Origin of the sequence: Pseudolactococcus raffinolactis NBRC 100932 (genome assembly GCF_001591765.1) — a bacterium.
GTDB classification, from domain to species: domain Bacteria; phylum Bacillota; class Bacilli; order Lactobacillales; family Streptococcaceae; genus Pseudolactococcus; species Pseudolactococcus raffinolactis.
The window spans coordinates 1-19092 of sequence record NZ_BCVN01000034.1; the positions used below are offsets into that span (position 1 = coordinate 1).

General features: G+C 41.1%; 17 protein-coding genes and 1 pseudogene. All 18 read left to right on the top strand.

What is annotated here, in order from left to right; genetic code table 11:
* Nucleotides 1-149 precede the first annotated feature (149 nt).
* The gene (locus LRA01S_RS08600; protein WP_061775225.1) at nt 150-1127 is read left to right on the top strand and encodes a hypothetical protein; all 978 of its coding nucleotides are present in this window, start codon (nt 150-152) and stop codon (nt 1125-1127) included.
* Between the two features lie 113 nt (nt 1128-1240).
* Nucleotides 1241-1729, top strand: coding sequence for a MepB family protein (locus LRA01S_RS08605; RefSeq protein WP_061775226.1), 489 nt, complete (start codon nt 1241-1243; stop codon nt 1727-1729).
* 180 nt (nt 1730-1909) lie between these two features.
* Nucleotides 1910-3580, top strand: a complete 1671-nt coding sequence (locus LRA01S_RS08610; RefSeq protein ID WP_082785433.1) for a formate--tetrahydrofolate ligase — start codon at nt 1910-1912, stop codon at nt 3578-3580.
* 113 nt (nt 3581-3693) lie between these two features.
* Nucleotides 3694-4314 (top strand): C40 family peptidase, encoded by a 621-nt coding sequence (locus LRA01S_RS08615; protein ID WP_239519167.1) that lies wholly within the window; start codon nt 3694-3696, stop codon nt 4312-4314.
* A gap of 131 nt (nt 4315-4445) precedes the next feature.
* Nucleotides 4446-5411 (top strand): Gfo/Idh/MocA family protein, encoded by a 966-nt coding sequence (locus tag LRA01S_RS08620; RefSeq protein WP_061775228.1) that lies wholly within the window; start codon nt 4446-4448, stop codon nt 5409-5411.
* Nucleotides 5412-5487: 76 nt separating this feature from the next.
* Complete coding sequence (locus LRA01S_RS08625; RefSeq protein WP_061775229.1) at nt 5488-6477, top strand: competence protein CoiA; 990 nt, start codon at nt 5488-5490, stop codon at nt 6475-6477.
* A 171-nt stretch (nt 6478-6648) separates the two neighbouring features.
* Nucleotides 6649-8040: an amino acid permease gene (locus LRA01S_RS08630; RefSeq protein ID WP_373279979.1), complete on the top strand. Its 1392-nt coding sequence runs from the start codon at nt 6649-6651 to the stop codon at nt 8038-8040.
* Complete coding sequence (mmuM, locus tag LRA01S_RS08635; RefSeq protein WP_061775230.1) at nt 8018-8935, top strand: homocysteine S-methyltransferase; 918 nt, start codon at nt 8018-8020, stop codon at nt 8933-8935. The genes LRA01S_RS08630 and mmuM overlap by 23 nt, the downstream gene beginning before the upstream one ends.
* A 148-nt stretch (nt 8936-9083) precedes the next feature.
* Nucleotides 9084-10880 (top strand): oligoendopeptidase F, encoded by a 1797-nt coding sequence (gene pepF / locus LRA01S_RS08640; protein WP_061775231.1) that lies wholly within the window; start codon nt 9084-9086, stop codon nt 10878-10880.
* Nucleotides 10873-11577 (top strand): O-methyltransferase, encoded by a 705-nt coding sequence (locus LRA01S_RS08645; protein WP_061775232.1) that lies wholly within the window; start codon nt 10873-10875, stop codon nt 11575-11577. The genes pepF and LRA01S_RS08645 overlap by 8 nt, the downstream gene beginning before the upstream one ends.
* 104 nt (nt 11578-11681) lie before the next feature.
* The gene (locus tag LRA01S_RS08650) at nt 11682-12596 is read left to right on the top strand and encodes a peptidylprolyl isomerase PrsA (RefSeq protein WP_163604841.1); all 915 of its coding nucleotides are present in this window, start codon (nt 11682-11684) and stop codon (nt 12594-12596) included.
* A 242-nt stretch (nt 12597-12838) separates the two neighbouring features.
* Nucleotides 12839-13339 (top strand): LURP-one-related/scramblase family protein, encoded by a 501-nt coding sequence (locus tag LRA01S_RS08655; RefSeq protein ID WP_061775233.1) that lies wholly within the window; start codon nt 12839-12841, stop codon nt 13337-13339.
* Between the two features lie 28 nt (nt 13340-13367).
* A complete protein-coding gene (alaS, locus tag LRA01S_RS08660; protein ID WP_061775234.1) occupies nt 13368-15983 on the top strand; it encodes an alanine--tRNA ligase in 2616 nt (871 codons plus the stop codon).
* A 356-nt stretch (nt 15984-16339) separates the two neighbouring features.
* Nucleotides 16340-16780 (top strand): PTS sugar transporter subunit IIA, encoded by a 441-nt coding sequence (locus LRA01S_RS08665; RefSeq protein WP_061775235.1) that lies wholly within the window; start codon nt 16340-16342, stop codon nt 16778-16780.
* Between the two features lie 2 nt (nt 16781-16782).
* Entirely contained in the window at nt 16783-17058 is a 276-nt protein-coding gene (yajC, locus tag LRA01S_RS08670; protein WP_061775236.1) for a preprotein translocase subunit YajC, read from the top strand.
* A gap of 32 nt (nt 17059-17090) precedes the next feature.
* On the top strand, nt 17091-17573 hold the full coding sequence (agaV, locus tag LRA01S_RS08675; protein ID WP_061775237.1) for a PTS N-acetylgalactosamine transporter subunit IIB: 483 nt from the start codon (nt 17091-17093) through the stop codon (nt 17571-17573).
* Nucleotides 17574-17718: 145 nt separating this feature from the next.
* The gene (locus LRA01S_RS08680; RefSeq protein WP_061775238.1) at nt 17719-18525 is read left to right on the top strand and encodes a PTS mannose/fructose/sorbose/N-acetylgalactosamine transporter subunit IIC; all 807 of its coding nucleotides are present in this window, start codon (nt 17719-17721) and stop codon (nt 18523-18525) included.
* A pseudogene (locus LRA01S_RS08685) lies at nt 18515-19045 on the top strand (PTS system mannose/fructose/sorbose family transporter subunit IID); the annotation flags it as partial. The gene LRA01S_RS08680 and the pseudogene LRA01S_RS08685, both read left to right, overlap by 11 nt.
* Between the last annotated feature and the right edge of the window lie 47 nt (nt 19046-19092).

Genomic DNA, 19092 nt, shown 5'->3' on the forward strand with positions numbered 1-19092 from the left:
TAAAGTGTTGTAAGAAAAGGGAAATAATGATAAATTTAAACGAATTATTAAAAAACACATAACATCTCATATAATTGACACTAATAATCAATCGTGTTAAGATGAGCTTAGCTTGGTCTGAAAACATTTTAATAACGGAAGGTAAAGTTATGAGTCAAAAAATCAAACAAGATAACAAGAAACATAATATATATAAAGTGCTAACTGCTTTAGCGATTATTGTTGCGATCGTTCTGATTGCAGTGTATGAAACTAACCTTAAAAAGGAAACTAAAGATTGTAAATCTGATAATATGGCAAAGGTTGAAGAAAATTTAACACCAGCCAAACTCGATTTGATGAGCATGCAAAATGGTCGTGAGATTAGATTGACAAAATTTATGGCTACGAAAAAGAAATTTATTTTTGATTATCAATTTAAGCTCGACGATGAGAGATTGAAAGAATTGTTAAATAAACAGCTTGCTGCAGGATCAAACTATCAAAGTATTCGCTTTTCACTTTTTGCTGACAGCGATAAGTCAAATGATCTTGTTGGTGGCGGTTTCTCATTTTCAACTTTCCGGATTGAAGGGGATACATTTTACGGTACGGTTAACTTTACCTATGATTCAAAAAAACTGCCAGATGATACTAACTTGACGTTGCAAATTTCGCAGTTATCATGGGAAGATTGGGATGAACGTCGCACAGCAGAGGCAGAAGCTAATGTATCAGAAGCGGGCAGTTCATTTACAGTGCCGACAGCATTACAATATGACGGGGAATGGCGCTTTGATATTACCTACCAGCCATTAAGGCAAACAGGTAAGCCACAGATAACACAAGTGAACAACATTGAGGATATTAAAGCTGATAGTGATGCACTCCAAACAACCGTTGCGTTTACGATTCCAGTTAAAGCAGAAGCCATGCCTGATCTGGAGATTTATAAAGATGGTGTTAAGATTAAAACACCAAGTTTCACGACTAAGCCGGAAGGTGATAAAACCCAATTCAAACTGTCCTTTGACATGAGTGTCTTAGATAAGACATCCGTTTATAAGATACAAGTCAACATTGTAGATGAAATAGGACAGCAAGCAACAGAAATTGGTACCTTCGACATGCAAAATAAAGTGTCATAAAGGTTCACTAAATCTACAGATTCTAAACTAAGATCATGACGTTAAAAACGACAGGATCTTTTTTGTTTTCGACAAGCTAATCTTTTTTTGGTAAGATGAGTCCGAGGTAACTAATGAAATCTATCAATTTAATCAATGGCCTACTCGCCTATTTTGATGATCTAAGTATCCAAAAAATGACACGAGAACACCAAAATGCAACTTACGAAGGTGCCCGTTTTAAGATAAATGGTCATCACTATAGGAGCAGACTCGCCAAGTTAACACCTAAGAAAAAAGGTTATTTTGTCGTTTTTTGGGTGAAAGACGCAAATGATCAAAATCAGCCCTACGATTTTGCGTCTAGTCCAGATAAACTCATTATTTCTGTGATCGACGGTCACCAAAAAGGCCAATTTATTTTTCCAAAATCAGTCCTTCTTGAAAAAGGTATCCTTAGCGGTCCACATGTGACAGGTAAAATGGCATGTAGAGTTTATCCAAGTTGGGTCAAGGACTTAAACTCCTCAGCTCAAAAAACACAGAATTGGCAAGTTCCTTATTTTATTGACCTGAGTTATGAAGTTGACGGTCATATCTTAAAAAACTTGTATTTTTCTTGATTTGTAATTTGATAAGACAGTTTTTGATAATAAAAGTTTGAAAAAGCGATAAAGAAATAAAAAAACATAACAAAAGCCGAACGTTGGATCTGTTATCAGAAGTAAATAGAAGCAAACGAAGGAAATCTGAGCGTTTTTTGATATAATATAAGGTACTAATGAAGAAATTGGAGACGCATCGTGGTAAAATCTGATATTGAAATCGCTCAAGCATCACCTATGAAAGCCATTACGGACATTGCTGCCAAAGCTGGTATTTCAAGTGATGATATTGAGCAATACGGCAAATATAAGGCTAAAATTACCTTTGAAGCACTCGATAAGTTGCAAAAAAATGATAATGGTAAATTGATACTAGTCACTGCCATCAATCCAACACCTGCAGGTGAAGGTAAATCAACCGTCACGATTGGCTTAGGAGATGCGCTCAATCAACTCGGCCATCAAGCCATGGTTGCCTTGAGAGAACCGTCTCTTGGCCCAGTTATGGGCATCAAAGGTGGGGCTGCAGGTGGTGGCTATGCTCAAGTTTTACCGATGGAAGACATTAACCTCCATTTTACAGGGGACTTACATGCCATTACGACGGCTAATAATGCCATCGCAGCGCTACTAGACAACCACATTCATCAAGGCAACGCGCTCAATATTGATCCACGTCGTGTTATCTGGAAACGCGTGGTCGATCTTAATGACCGGGAACTGCGTCAGATTATCGCTGGCCTTGGCTCACCGATGAACGGTGTCCCACGTGAAGATGGATTTGACATTACCGTTGCCAGTGAAATCATGGCTGTTTTCTGCTTGGCGACCTCAATCGACAACCTTAAAGCACGTCTAGCTAGAATCGTTGTGGCCTACACTTACGACCGTAAACCAGTGACAGTCGGTGACCTTGAAATTCAAGGCGCGATTACAGTTTTGCTTAAAGACGCCCTCAAACCCAACCTCGTACAAACGATTGAAGGCACACCAGCCTTTGTTCACGGTGGACCATTTGCCAATATCGCTCACGGCTGTAACAGTGTCCTTGCGACGACAGCGGCCCTGAAAGCAGCGGATTTCACCGTTACTGAAGCAGGTTTTGGCGCTGACCTTGGCGGCGAGAAGTTCCTCGACATTAAAACACGTGAACTCCCCAAAAATCCCGATGCAGTTGTCATCGTCGCTACCGTCCGTGCCCTCAAAATGAACGGTGGTGTGGCAAAAGCTGACTTGGCTGCGGAAAATACGTCTGCGCTACGAGAAGGCTTTGCAAATCTGAATCGACATATTGATAATATCCAAGGCTATGGTTTGCCGGTAGTTGTCGCGATTAATGAGTTTGTAACTGATACGGCAGAAGAAATCGCTGCCCTTTCAGCATTATTAACTGCTAAAAATGTCGACTTTTCACTCACCCAAGTTTGGTCTAAAGGTGGTGCTGGCGGTTTAGATTTGGCTGGAAAAGTTGTCAAAGCAACTGAAAAAACGTCTGATTTTCGTTATTTATATGACTTAGAAGCATCAATTCCTGAAAAGATTGAAACGATCGTGACCAAAATATACGGTGGTGCTTCTGTTACCATGACCAAAAAAGCACAAACTCAAATCGCGACGTTTGAAAGCAATGGGTGGGATAAGCTGCCGATTTGTATGGCCAAAACGCAGTATAGTTTTTCTGACGACCAAAATTTATTAGGGGCACCAGAAGGCTTTGATATCACCATTCGGGAACTTGTTCCCAAACTCGGTGCTGGCTTTATTGTTGCATTGACAGGGGATATCATGACCATGCCTGGTTTGCCGAAGAAACCGGCAGCCCTTAATATGGATGTGGACAGTGCTGGTCATATTTCTGGATTATTCTGATTTAAAAATAACGATTTGATGACAGCTTTGTCAGGATCATGACAATTTGACAAGTCGGTTAAGAGATGGTGAAAACGCCTTTTAGGGCGTTTTTTTGTGGTACAATGCTACTTATGTTGAAAAAAAGAAATAACAAAATTAAATTAATCATAACGACTTTTATGCTGATATCAGCTGGATTTAGCTTATCTGCTAAAGCTGATGAGATAACAAAACCTCAATTAAACCTCCAAAATATCGTGACGGGTCAACAAACAAACCTTAATCTAGATTACTTTATGGGACTTGCGCATCATGTTCCCCAAGCGGTTGAAAAAGTGCAAGCAACTGTTCAAAAACAATCGCCTGAAGCAGAAAAAGCAGCAGTGCCACCACCTGCGCCAGTTAAAACACGGGAAGAAAAAATTATCGAAACGGCAAATCGCTATCAAGGTGTACCATATGTTTATGGTGGTACAACACCTGATGGCTTTGACTGTTCTGGTTTTACCTCTTACGTTTACCGTGAAGCATTGGGTCAAGAAATAGGTCGCACAACTTGGGCGCAAATGGCAACTGGTCAGCAAATTTCAGCTACTGATGCACAAGTTGACGATGTCCTCGTTTTCTTCGGTGGCAACCATGTCGGCATTTATCTTGGCAACGGTCAATTTATCCATGCCCCACAACCAGGTGATGTGGTGAGCGTTTCATCACTTGCAACCATGCCCGCAGATTTCGCCTTACGTCTCTGATATCTTTCAAATATATCAATTGTATCTAGCATTTGCGACAGCAGATGCTTTTTGTTATATAAAATAAAAAAACATCACAAATTGAAAGTTTTTTTAATAATGTTTACGTTTTTTTATGATACAATATAAGCATGAAAAAAGTAAAATATGGTATTGTATCTACTGCACAAGTTGTGCCTAGATTCATAGATGGTGTTCGCTTAACGGATAATGGTGAAGTAGCTGCGGTATCGAGCCGTACCTTGGAAGCGGCACAAGCATTTGCAATGAAACATAATATTCCTAAAGCCTATGGTAGCCATGCTGAACTTTATGCAGACCCAGAGCTGGATGTTATTTATATTGCGACCTATAATAAAGGACATTTTCCAGAAGCCAAGCAAGCCCTATTGGCAGGGAAAAATGTTTTACTAGAAAAGCCGTTTACGCTGACTTTAGCTGAAGCAGAGGAACTTTTTGAGCTGGCGCGTGAGAAAAATCTATTTTTGATGGAAGCACAAAAATCAGTCTTCTTACCAGTAACACAAATGGTCAAAGAAGTTGTGCAGTCTGATGAAATCGGTGATATCTTAGCTGTTGACAGTGTGACAGCATATGCCAGTATTGACCACATCAGCTGGTTTAACGACCTTGAATCTGGGGGTGGCACTGTACACTTCATGTTGCCATATGCGATCAGCTACCTACAGTATATTTTCGATGCTAAGATCATAGATTTTTCAGGTATTGCCGATATGCAAAGTGGTGAATCAGATACACAGGCCAAAGTGCTGTTAAAACTTGATAACGGTGTCTTGATTAACATCTTTTTGACGACTAAAGTAGGATTGGATAAAGTCATGACGATCCAAGGGACAAAAGGAAAACTCATTATTCCAGAATTTTGGCGTGCTAAAACTGCAATCGTCCGATTTGCAGATGGCGGCATCAAACGCCAACTCAACGCTGATTTTGAGAGTGATTTTGTCTACGAAGTTCAACACGTTAATGAGCTTATCCTTTCAGGAGAACGTCTCAGTCCGAAGATGACAAAAGAGATGACACTGTCGGGTGTTAAGATTATGGATGGTTTATATCAATCTTGGCAAGTAAGCTAATAACATATCAAGTAATGGATAAAAAAATCTGTGAGCAATCACGGATTTTTTTCGTATAAGAAAGTAGGAGGTGATAATGCTAGTTGCAGTGAATGAAGCAGAACAAATCATCAATTTACTAGAATTTAGCAAGTCGGACCTTACTGAATTGGTAGGTCAATTTTTGCGTTGTCCTGCTTGCAAAAGTCAGGTACGCTTGAAAAATGGTCATGTAAAAATGCCCCATTTTGCTCACGTAAATTTAGCAGCCTGTCAATATTATTCGGAGAACGAAAGCCTGCAGCACTTAACCTTAAAAAAACGTTTATATCACTGGTTCAAGCAAACAGAGCAGGTCAAAATCGAGCATTTTTTACCTGAGTTACAGCAGACGCCTGACTTACTGGTTAATGAAACGATTGCGATTGAAATTCAATGCAGTCACCTGTCTATTCAGAGACTGCGTGAGCGGACAGAAACCTATCGAGCTCATGGCTACACCGTCCTCTGGCTCATGGGAAAGGATTTATGGTTGGGTCAGCATTTGACGCAACTCAAGCAACAGTTACTCTATTTAACCCAGAATGCTGGTTTTTACTATTGGGAGTTGGATTTGCAGCGTGAAAAAATCCGCCTCAACTATCTGTGCCATGAAGATTTAATAGGGCGTTTGCATTATTTACAGCGTGAATTTTCCTTCGATGTAGGGAATTTACTTGAGGTGCTTCGAACGCCATTTGCGGCAAGCTCAGCCAAATTGACTGACCAGTTATCGCAAGATATTCCAGCATTTATCAGGTCTCAGCTTTATTATCAGAATCCCAAATGGTTGAAAATTCAAGAAAAGTATTATCAGAATGGGCAAAATTTGATGACGTTCAAAAACTTCCCTATTAAGTTATATCCGATTGGCTTGAATCTCTTAACGCATCAGTTCGAAGGCGTTGTCGAGCCTGACTTTTGTCAAATTACAAGCGATATCAGTCGCTATTATCACCATTTTCTGGCTTATCCGCAGGATGATGGGGTTTATCCGCCGGGATTTTATGCTAGGGCTGAGACAGGTGATGGAGATTGTAAAAGCTGAAGACCGTCATAGTTTTTCGGTAAGACGAGGACCTGTAGTTTGATGTTATACTAAGAAAATGCAATGTATTTTGGGAATAGACTGACAAAATTATTTTTGGTTGATTTTGTGAGTAAGTCTTTAAAAATCAGGTTTTAGATTTCTATTAAACAACAAAGGGAGAACTCATTATTGAAAACTGACAACCATTTTATGAGAAAAATGAGTAGCAAACATTTGGTGACACTTTCTTTGGGTGGGGTGATCGGGACTGGGATTTTTCTGAGTTCTGGCTACTTGATTCAGGAGGCGGGGGCGATTGGCACGATCATCGCTTATCTGATTGGAGCTGCGCTTGCCACGCTTGTGATGATGTGTCTAGGGGAACTATCTGTCCAACATCCTAACACGTCTTCCTTGCATATGTATGCGTCAAAGTATATCCATCCTAGTGTTGGCTTTACGGTTGCTTGGCTCTATTGGCTGACTTGGACGGTCGCTTTAGGTTCACAATTTATCACCATGGGGATCACGCTACAAAAATGGTTTCCGCAAATTCCGATTTGGATTTGGTGTGCCATTTTTTCTGGGATTATCTTACTCTTGAATGTTTTGGACGTTAAAATTTTCTCAGTGAGTGAATTTTGGCTGTCCTTGATTAAGGTGGTGGCCCTCGGTATTTTTGTGATTCTAGGGATTACTGCCATTACGGGTGTCTTGCCCGTTCATGCGACGCGTGCACCTTTATTTCACAATTTGACAGCTAATGGGATCTTTCCGCATGGCTTCGGGGCTGTCTTTATCGTTTTACTGTCAGCCAACTTTGCCTTTAGTGGGACAGAGCTGATTGGGGTTGCGGCTGGGGAAACTAGTGAGCCAGAGAAAAATATACCCAAAGCCATCAAGCGAACCTTATTTTTATTAGTGACCTTATTCATTGGGACGATTGTTGTTATTGGTGCACTCATTCCGGCTAATTCCAAAGCCCTGATTGAAAGTCCATTTGTCCTTATTTTACAAAACTTAGGGATTCCCTTTGCTAGTGATATCATGAACTTCATTATTTTTATCGCTATTCTATCTGGGGCTAATTCAGGACTCTACGCAGCTAGTCGCATGCTTTGGTCGCTGGCTGAAGATGGGACTCTGCCTAAAACTTTTTCACGTTTATCCAAGAATGGTTTACCAGTCAATGGGCTCATCTTGACACTTGCGGGTGGCTTGCTATCTCTGTTTTCAAGTATCTATGCTGAGGATACGGTATATTTAGCACTCGTCTCCATTTCTGGTTTTGCTGTGGTGGCTGTCTGGTTGTCTATCGGCATTAGCCAACTGCAATTTAGAAAAGCATTCATCAAGCAGCATCAACTGTCTGAACTCAAGTATCAGACGCCGGGTTATCCTCTTGTGCCTTGGCTCGTCATTATCTTATGCGCCATTTCATTGATCGGTATCTATTTTGATCCCAATCAACGGATTGCCTTGTATTTTGGAATTCCCTTTACAATTTTAACAACGCTCGTTTATCAACTATTTTATCGGAAACAAAAAAGGAGTAACTATGAGATTTCAACAGTGGATTAAGGATCAGGACGTGGTGATCCTTGACGGCTCCATGTCTCGATTGCTCGAAGAACAGGGCCTTGAGATTAACCATCGTCTGTGGACGGCTTTGGCCTTGATTGATCAGCCAGAGGCCGTTTATCAGGTTCACAAACAGTATTTTGACGCAGGTGCTAACGTCGCCATTACCGCTAGCTATCAAGCAACCGTCAAGAGTTTTGCGGATGTCGGATATTCAGAAGAACAGGCCATTGACTTTATCAAGCACAGTGTCACCTTGGCTCAAAAGGCCAAGCAAGACAGCAAAGGCGACCAAGCCAAATGGCTTGCAGGCTCTATCGGTCCTTACGGTGCTTACTTATCAGATGGTTCTGAATATACCGGTGCTTATCAACTCTCGTCTCCTGATATGAAGACCTTTCACGAAAGTCGCATCAAGACCTTGATTGCCTCGGGCGTAGATGTCCTAGCTATTGAGACCATCCCGAGATTGGATGAGCTGCGCGTGATTTTAGACATCGTCTCGGCCATAAACTTTCCAGTCTGGGTCAGCGTCTCCTTAAAAGACACCGCGCATTTGGCAAATGGTGACAACTTGGCGGACTTTCAGCAGCTTGTTGAGCAGGATCAGAACGTCATTGCCTATGGGATTAATTGTGTCAGCCCTCAGCTAGTGGTGCCAGTCATTGAAACTTTGTCTGTGGCAGCGACTAAACCGCTAGTCGCCTACCCAAATTCAGGAGCTATCTTTGATGCTGTCTCTAAAACTTGGTCAGAGGAAATCAGTGTCGAACAGGTTTTCTCCACAGATGCTAAGTGCTGGCACCAAAAGGGTGCTAAGTTAATTGGAGGTTGCTGTTGTTCGACAGCAGAGGACATTGCAAGATTAGCTAGAACATTTTGCCAAGTCAAATAGTATGAACGCACAGTGTCCGAATTGGGAGCTGTTTTTTATTATCGTACTAAAAAAGGCTGTGACGGTGAATCTCATGTGATTTTATGATAAAATAGTAGGGAATATGCGTCTGATATGAGGTCGCTAGATAAACTGGATAGGAGTTACGATGGTAAAAAAACGTGAAGCAATTGATGAAAAATATAAATGGGATCTGACGACAATTTTTGCAACAGATGAGGCTTTTGAAGCGGAACTCGCAGAGGTTTTAACTGCACTAGAGGATGCTAGAAACTTAGCTGGTACCCTGACAGATTCTGCAGAAAATTTATTAGCAGTGACTGATACGGAGTTGGCGCTCATGCAACGGGTAGAAAAGCTCTATGTCTATGCGTCAATGAAAAATGACCAGGATACAACGGTTAGTCTTTATCAAGAATATCAAGCAAAAGTAACAGCGCTCTATGCTAAATTTAGTGAAGTTTTTGCCTTCTATGAACCTGAGTTTATGACTTTGTCGCAAGAAAGGTTTGCACAGTTTGTCATTGATCACCCTAAATTACAAACTTATGGACACTTCTTTGAGCAGTTGTTTGATAGAAAAGCCCACGTTTTGTCAAGCGCAGAAGAAGCCTTACTAGCTGGTGCATCAGAGATTTTTGGTGCAGGTGCTGAAACCTTTGAAATTTTAGATAATGCAGATATCGTCTTTCCAACGATTAGGGATGCGCAAGGTCAAGACGTACAGCTGTCACATGGTAACTATATTTCATTCATGGAGTCATCGAATCGTGAGGTCAGAAAAGCGGCCTATCAAGCACTCTATAGCATCTATGAACAATATCAGCATACCTATGCCAAGACGCTACAAACTAACGTCAAAGTCCATAACTTCACAGCTAAAACACGCCATTATCACTCAGCACGTGAAGCGGCTTTGTCTAGTAACCACATCCCAGAAGCGGTCTATGACACTTTAGTTCAAGCGGTTAATGACCACCTGCCTTTGCTTCACCGTTACATCCAACTGCGCTCTGATATCCTGAAAATTGATGACCTGAAAATGTATGATGTCTATGCCCCTTTGTCAACGACAGATTATAACTTTACCTATGAAGAGGCAGTTGCTAAAACGCAAGGTACACTTGCGATTTTCGGTCCAGATTATCTGGAAAAGGTTAAACGTAGCTTTGAAGAAAATTGGATTGATGTTCAGGAAAATAAAGGCAAGCGCTCAGGTGCCTATTCAGGCGGTTCGTATGATACCAACGCCTTCATGCTTCTCAACTGGCAGGATACGCTAGATAATCTCTTTACTTTGGTGCACGAGATGGGCCATAGCATGCATAGTAGCTTTACCCGCGAAAGCCAGCCTTATGTCTACGGTGACTACAGCATCTTCCTCGCTGAAATAGCTTCGACAACTAATGAAAATATCCTCACAGAAACCTTGCTCCATGATGTTGAGGATGATGAGACGAGATTCGCGGTGCTCAACCACTTCTTGGATGGCTTTAGAGGCACTGTCTTTAGACAAACGCAGTTTGCTGAGTTCGAGCATGCCATTCATGAGGCAGATGCTGCAGGAACCGTCTTAACCAGCGAGTTCTTAAACCAACAATACGCCGAGTTAAATGAAAAATATTACGGCCTAGCTGCAAGTGATAACCCAGAAATCCAGTACGAATGGGCTAGAATCCCACATTTCTACTACAATTACTATGTTTTCCAATATGCGACAGGTTTTGCAGCAGCATCTGCCTTGGCAGATAAAATCGTGAATGGAACTGAGCAAGATAAGGCAGACTATCTGAATTACTTGCGAGCTGGTTCGTCAGACTATCCGCTAAATGTCATTGCCAAAGCAGGTGTTGATATGACGTCAGCTGATTATCTTACTGCTGCTTTTGCAGTTTTTGAAAAACGCTTGACAGAATTAGAAGCATTGGTGGCGAAACATGGTTAAGAGTTACAACGAATATTCCAATCATAATATGCGTAGACCAATCGTCAAGCCAGAAATCGTCGGCTTGATGCGGGGAGAGCAAAAAGCTTTGACAGGCTTTTTAGCTGAGGTTGAAACCTTTGCCCATGCAGAAAACATTCCGGTTATCCCGCATGAAACGGTGGTTTACTTCCAATTTTTATTACAGGCACTCCAACCCAAGAAAATTCTTGAAGTTGGGACAGCGATTGGCTTTTCTGCTCTTTTAATGGCGCAAGCCTCACCAGATGCTAAGATCACAACCATTGAACGGAATCCAGAAATGGCAGCTCTGGCGCGTGAAAACTTGGCTAAATATGATACAGCCCAGCAAATCGAAGTGATTGAGGGTGATGCAATTGATGTCCTTTCTGCCTTGCCTGATGGGTATGACTTTGCTTTTATGGATTCGGCCAAGTCAAAATATATCGTTTTCTTACCGGAAATTTTGAAGCGTCTGTCGGTTGGAGGCGTTGTCGTGATTGATGATGTCTTTCAAGGTGGCGATGTTGCTAAGCCAATCGAAGAAGTTAAGCGAAATCAGCGTGGCATCTATCGTGGTTTGCACAAGCTGTTTGATGCGACCTTGACACATCCAGACTTGACAGCGACACTTGTACCACTAGGAGATGGCCTGTTGATGATTCGAAAAAAAGCCAATCAGATTGATTTAGTTTAATTTAAGGTTTCTATCAGAAATTATGGTATAATGGTGAAGGTTGTTGAGGCTTGACTTTAACAAATATGAATCAGTATTATAAAGATATGGAAGGTATTAATATTTTGAATTTAAAAAAAATTGGTTTAGTCGCAGTAACAGGATTTGCAGCTGTTACACTTGCAGCATGTGGTAAAGATGGTGCCAACTCTGACATCGTGACGATGAAAGGTGACACAATTCGTGTTTCTGATTTGTATAAAGAAGCAAAAGAATACCCATCAACAGGGACAGCGACTTTGTTGCAAAACATGACGTTCAACAAAATTTTTGAAAAAGAATTTGGTAAAAAAGTATCGGATAAAGCAGTAAATGCAGAGTTTGATGCCCAAAAAACATCACTTGGTTCGAATTTTGCAGCTGCTTTACAGCAAGCTGGTTACACGGAAAGCTCTTATAAAACGTCTATCCGCTCACAACTTTTGTTAAAAGAAGTCGTAACGAGCAAAATCAAGTTTACAGATGCTGAGTATAAAGCAGCCTTTGAAGCTTATCATCCAACAGTTGAAGCTTATGTTTTATCAGAAACATCGGAAGATGCAGCTAAAAAATTAGTAGAAGATGCTAAAAATGATGCGGCTGCATTTGATAAAACTGCACAAGATAAGAAGAGCGAGATGAAATTTGATTCATCTAACACGCAAATTCCAGACGAAGTTAAAACGGCAGCCTTCAAATTGAAAGATGGCGAAGCATCTACTGAGCCGATTAAGGTCAGCAATGCTCAAACTGGTGCCGCTTCTTTCTATGTTGTGAAAATGATTAAGAACGCTGATAAAGGCACTGATTGGAAAAAATATAAAAAAGAACTTAAAACCATCATCACAACGAATAAACAAAATGATGCCACTTTTGTGAATGGCATTATTGCGAGCTACTTGAAAGACTATAATGTCAAAGTGAAACCAAAAGAGTTTTCAAACATTTTTTCTTCTTATGAAGCAGCCGTGACAAGTTCTTCTTCATCTAAGTCTAAATAAAAATAATTAATCAAGTGATACAGAGAGACAGCGGTGGTGAAAGCGGTCAAACTTGGTAAGTGCATAGTATTTCCTCTTTTTCTACAAAATTGAGGATAGCAGAGACGCCTGCTCTATCAAACAACTTGAGACGATACTTTATCGTGAATGAGGGTGGTACCGCGTTGAAGCGCCCCTTGCTTACGGTGGAGTATTTTATTGAATTATTGTTAAAAGCATCACATACTTTAGGAGGTGTTGACATGGTACAATATCAAATCAAACAAAAATTCTGGTCACTCGGTGGCAAATTTAAAATTATGGATAATGCTGGGAACTTGGCTTACTATGTCCAAGGTAGCTTTATGAAAATTCCTAAACAGTTTACCATTACAAAACCTGATGGCGCACAAGTCTCTCGCATCAAGAAAGTTCTGTTTCAAATTTTTCCTAAGTTCGATGTGACCATGGCAGATGGTTCAGCTTTCCGAATTGCCAAAAAATTCTCCTTCATTAGACCCCGTTATCAGATTGAACATTTCGGGTTAGAAGTGCAAGGAAATTTCTGGGACATGGAGTTTGAACTCCGCCATAATAGTGTGCCGGTGGCACAAATTTCTCAGAGATGGCTAAAAATTAACTCTACTTATGATATTGATGTTTTCGATGATCAATATGCAGATGCTGTGATTTCTTTAGTCATCGCCATCGACTATGTTAAAGCACAACAGGCAAGATCTAATGCTTCATCTTCAGCAAGTTAATAGAAATAGAAAGAAAATATAACCTCACATGAAAAAAATGACCTCACAAGAAGTACGCCAAATGTTCCTTGATTTCTTCAAATCAAAAGGACATACGATCGAACCATCTGTTAGCTTGGTTCCTGTCAATGATCCAACACTACTTTGGATCAACTCAGGTGTTGCGACACTTAAAAAATATTTTGACGGATCAGTAATTCCTGAAAATCCACGGATTACTAATGCCCAAAAAGCTATCCGGACTAACGATATTGAAAATGTCGGAAAAACGGCGCGTCACCATACTATGTTTGAAATGTTGGGTAACTTCTCAATCGGTGACTATTTCCGTAAAGAGGCCATCGAATGGGGCTTTGAACTCCTAACAAGTCCTGAGTGGTATGGCTTTCCAGTAGAAAAACTCTACATGACGTACTATCCAGCTGATCAAGACTCATACAACCGTTGGATTGAAGTTGGGGTGTCACCTGATCACTTGATTCCAATCGAAGATAACTTCTGGGAAATTGGTGCTGGTCCAAGTGGTCCGGATACTGAAATTTTCTTCGACCGTGGCGAAGCTTTCGACCCTGAAAATGTTGGGCTTAAATTACTGGCTGAAGACATCGAAAATGACCGTTATATTGAAATCTGGAACATTGTCCTGAGTCAATTTAACGCAGATCCAAGCGTGCCTCGTAGTGAATATAAAGAACTACCGCATAAAAATATTGATACGGGTATGGGACTTGAACGGATGGTTGCGGTCATTCAAGGAGCTCACACTAACTTTGAGACAGACTTGTTCATGCCAATCATCCGTCAAATTGAGCAATTGTCTGGTAAAACTTACGATCCTTACGGGGATAACATGAGCTTTAAGGTCATCGCTGACCACATTCGCTCACTTTCATTTGCTATCGGCGATGGGGCCTTACCAGGTAATGAAGGTCGTGGCTATGTCTTGCGTCGTCTCTTGCGTCGTGCTGTCATGCATGGTCGTAAACTTGGCATCACAGATACTTTCTTGTATAAACTCGTTAAAATCGTTGGCGAAATCATGCAATCTTACTATCCAGAAGTTTTGGAAAAGCGTGAGTTCATCGAAAAAATTGTCAAACGTGAAGAGGAAACTTTTGCGCGGACGATTGATGCGGGGAGCAAACTCTTTGACGAAGTTATCGGTAAACTAAAAACGGCAAACAAAACAACACTTGACGGTGCTGATATCTTCAAACTCTACGATACTTACGGTTTCCCAGTTGAACTGACAGAGGAGTTGGCAGAAGATGCTGGCTTCACCATCGACCATGCTGGCTTCGAAGCTGCCATGAAAGCCCAACAAGACCGTGCGCGTGCAGCAGTCGTTAAAGGTGGCTCGATGAATAAACAGTCAGAAGTTTTGACTGCCCTAGAGGATGCGTCAACTTTCTCTTATACAGAAAAAACGCTTGCGTCAAGACTGACTGCCATTGTCCAAGATGATCAGCGCGTGAAAACGGCTAAAGGAACAGCCCAAGTGATCTTTGCTGAAACACCGTTTTACGCTGAAATGGGTGGTCAGGTTGCTGACCACGGTGTCATTCAGGATGCTGCAGGTGAGGTTGTCGCGAACGTGACGGATGTGCAGAAAGCGCCGAACGGTCAGCCTTTGCATACGGTTGAGATTTTGACTGAACTTTTTGAAGGGGAAGTTTACACGCTTGCTATCGACCAAAAACGTCGCAATGGTGTCATCAAAAACCATACGGCAACTCACTTGCTCCATGCTGCCTTGCACAATATCTTGGGAGAGCATGCGACACAAGCTGGCTCGCTCAATGAAGTCGACTTTTTACGTTTTGACTTTACGCATTTCGCAGCTGTGACAGCTGACGAATTGGCTGAAATTGAACGTCAAGTCAATGAAGAAATCTGGAACGCCATTGATGTCTTGACCGTTGAGACGGATGTTGCAACCGCTAAAGAAATGGGTGCTATGGCGCTCTTTGGCGAAAAATATGGTAAGGTTGTTCGTGTTGTGACGATCGGTGATTACTCAGTTGAGCTTTGTGGTGGTACGCACGTTGCCAATACGAGCGAAATCGGATTATTTAAGATTGTCAAAGAAGAAGGCATCGGTTCTGGTACGCGTCGTATCATGGCAGTTACTGGTCAACAAGCCTTTGAAGCTTTCAAAGCACAAGAAGCAATTTTGAAAGACGTGCAAGCCTTGGTGAAATCACCACAAGCTAGCCAAACAGTTGCTAAAGTTGAAAACTTGCAAGCTGAACTCAAGTCAGCTCAAAAAGAAGTCGAAAGCCTGTCAGCTAAAATCGCATCAGCCCAGTCTGACGAAATCTTCCAAAATGTACAAACGGCTAATGGCACAAGCTTTATTGCAGCCAAGGTCACAGCTACAGACGCAGGTGCTTTGCGTAATCTTGCAGATATTTGGAAACAAAAAAATAGCTCAGACGTTTTGGTGCTTGTTGCGCAAATCGGTGAGAAAGCAAATCTGTTAGTTGCAAGCCAAACAAGCGACATTAAAGCAGGTAATCTAGTTAAAGCACTAGCACCATTTATTGATGGCCGCGGTGGTGGTAAACCAGATATGGCCATGGCTGGTGGAACTAAACCAGCTGGTATTGCTGAATTACTTGAAAATGTTGGTGCTAATTTGTAAGTAGTATCTATTTTAAATAATGAGAAACAGTCGAGAGGCTGTTTTTTTCTTGATCAAATATTCGGTTAAAGTATAGATTATTGGGAGAAAGGATAAATAAATGGCTAAAAAAGCCCCTAATTTAAGACACTTTGCTAAAAAATGTAAACGTTTTATTTATTTTTAAAAAACTATTGACATTAACATTAAGACATGTTAACATATAAATGAGATGTATGGTGGTAGTTACCAGTTAAAAGAAAATCAAATATGATGAATAAGATTGGATACATTAACATTATCTCAAGAACAACATCATGTGATTGATTGACATGGTAATCAGTAACAAAGAAAGAATGACGAAGGAGGAATGTGAAATGATTGGATGTATCTTGACGGGGCATGGCTCTTTTGCAACAGGACTTGGTGGCGCACTTGAAATGATTGCAGGACAACAAGAAAATTTTGAAACTGTGTGCTTTTTAGAAGAAAAACCTTTGGAAACGTTTTCTGAAGATATACGAGATGCGATGTCGTCGCTACGTCAAAAGTGCTCAGGCGTGATTGTCTTCTCAGATTTATTGGGCGGGACACCGTTTCGGACAGCAATGATTGAAGCGCAAGCATTTGAAGATGTTGAAGTCATCGCGGGTGTTAACTTACCAATATTGTTAGAGTCAATGGTGCTACGCTATGGATCGGAGAGTTTAATTGATTTTATTGCGTCAGCATTAGAAGCAGGGAAAACTGGTTTAGTCCATGCACAATTACCGCAAGAATCTGAAACACAAACGTTTGACGAGGAAGAGGGGATTTAATTATGTGGGAATCAATCTTAGCATCATCAATCACCTTAATTGGCTTTATTGTCGCATTTATCATCATTTACTACCTCTTCAGTTTTACAAAAATGAAGAAGCAAAAGAAATATTTTGCAGACTTACATACTGGACTTGCAGTAGGTCAAAAAGTTCAATTATCTAATGGCATCATTGGCACGATTAAAACGGTTGGAAAAGAAACGCTCGACATTGAAATTAAATCGGGTGCCATTATGGAAGTCTCACGTTACGCTATCTCACAAATTGTTGCTTAAGCAATAGAAGCTATCTCTAGGAGGATAAAAAGATGAGTGAACCTAATATTTTATTGACAAGAATTGACAATCGCTTAATTCATGGACAAGTTGCAACACAATGGAACGGCACATTAGGTGCTAACTTGATTTTAGTCGCGAATAACAAGGTGGCTGGAGATAAAACGCGTCAAGGCTTGATGGATATGGCAGCACCAGCAGGTGTTCAAACGCGTTATTTCACTTTAGAAAAAACGATTGAGATCATTCACAAAGCAGCACCGCGTCAAAAGATTTTCATTATTTGCGAAAATCCAGAAGACGTTTTGACGCTGGTAAGAGGTGGCGTGCCCATCAAAAAACTAAATATTGGTAATATGCATATGGCTGAAGGAAAACGACAAGTTGCAACAACGGTTGCAGTTGATGACACCGATATTGCAGCATTCAGAGAACTCAAGGAGAAAGGGGTTGAACTTGAAATTCGCCGAGTACCAACAACGGCGGCTGAGGATTCTGAAAAGTTGTTTAGCTAAGGTGCCTTCTGACAACAGTGATTGCGACAGCCTACGGCTAAATCGTCAAATTTTGTTGTTAAATCTTCGCTTTAACTTTTAGCTATGTTGAATATACTAGAGGGTGATAACACGCTCTAAACGTATTGTATAGGAGGGAACGAAAATGGATTATAACATTTTACAAATTTTACTCATTTTTCTCATCACATTCATTGCAGCGATCGATCAGTTTAGCTTCTTGGAATCTTTGTATCAACCGATCGTTACTGGTATGGTTGTCGGTTTGATTCTGGGTGACTTACAGACAGGCCTGATTGTCGGTGGGACATATCAATTAATGACCATCGGTAACATGCCGGTTGGGGGAGCTCAACCACCTAATGCCGTTATTGGTGGGATCATGGCAGCAGTACTTGCCATTACCTTGAAATTGGAACCAACTGTGGCGGTTGCAACAGCCATTCCATTCTCATTATTGGGTCAATATGCCGTAACTTTGCTCTTCTCTTTGATGTCACCAGTGATGGCAGTCGCAGACCGTTATGCACATGAGGCTGACACAAAAGGAATTGATAAGATTAACTATCTTGCTATGGCTGCTATTGGTGCATTGTTTGGTCTCGTTGTGACATTATTCTTTATCGGTGGTGCAACATTTGGTCAACAAGTCGTAGATACGATTCCTAAATGGTTGATGGGTGGCCTCGGTGCTGCTGGTGGTATGATGCGCTATGTCGGCTTTGCGATTCTTTTAAAAGTAATGGTTTCAAAAGAGATGTGGGGCTTCTACTTCATGGGCTTTGGTTTGGCAACCATCGTTATGGCTGCACCAAGCTTATCAGGTCCAGCACTCATTATCCTAGCATTTATCGGCTTTGCAGTCGCTTTCTGGGATTATCAAATTCAAGCAAAATTCAAATTAACAACAGGTAGTCAAAGTGATTTTGGAGGTGAAGAAGATGGCATATAACATTCCAGATAATTATCAAAATTTAACACCATCTGAACCATTGGATAAAAAAACATTAAACAAAATGGTTTGGCGTTCCTTGTTCTTGCAAGCTTCTTTCAACTATGAAAGAATGCAGGCAGCTGGCTGGTTATATGGTATTTTGCCAGGGCTGAAAAAAATTCACAAAGATAATAAAGATGACTTAGCAGCATCTATGAGTCATAACTTGGAGTTCTTTAATACGCACCCATTCTTAGTAACCTTTGTTATGGGGATTATCCTATCACTAGAACAAAATAAAACAGATATCCCAACAATTCGTGCGGTCCGTGTGGCAGCTATGGGACCACTTGGCGGTATCGGAGATGCCCTCTTCTGGTTCACACTCGTACCGATTACAGCTGGTATCACTTCAAACATGGCGATTGACGGTAATATTGCCGGGCCATTCATCTTCCTACTCGTCTTCAATATCGCACAATTTGCCATCCGCTGGTACTTAATGCACTGGTCCTACAAACTGGGCACAACGCAAATTGTAAAATGAAGTTAGCCACCTTGAGTCAAGCAAAAAACATCTGAATT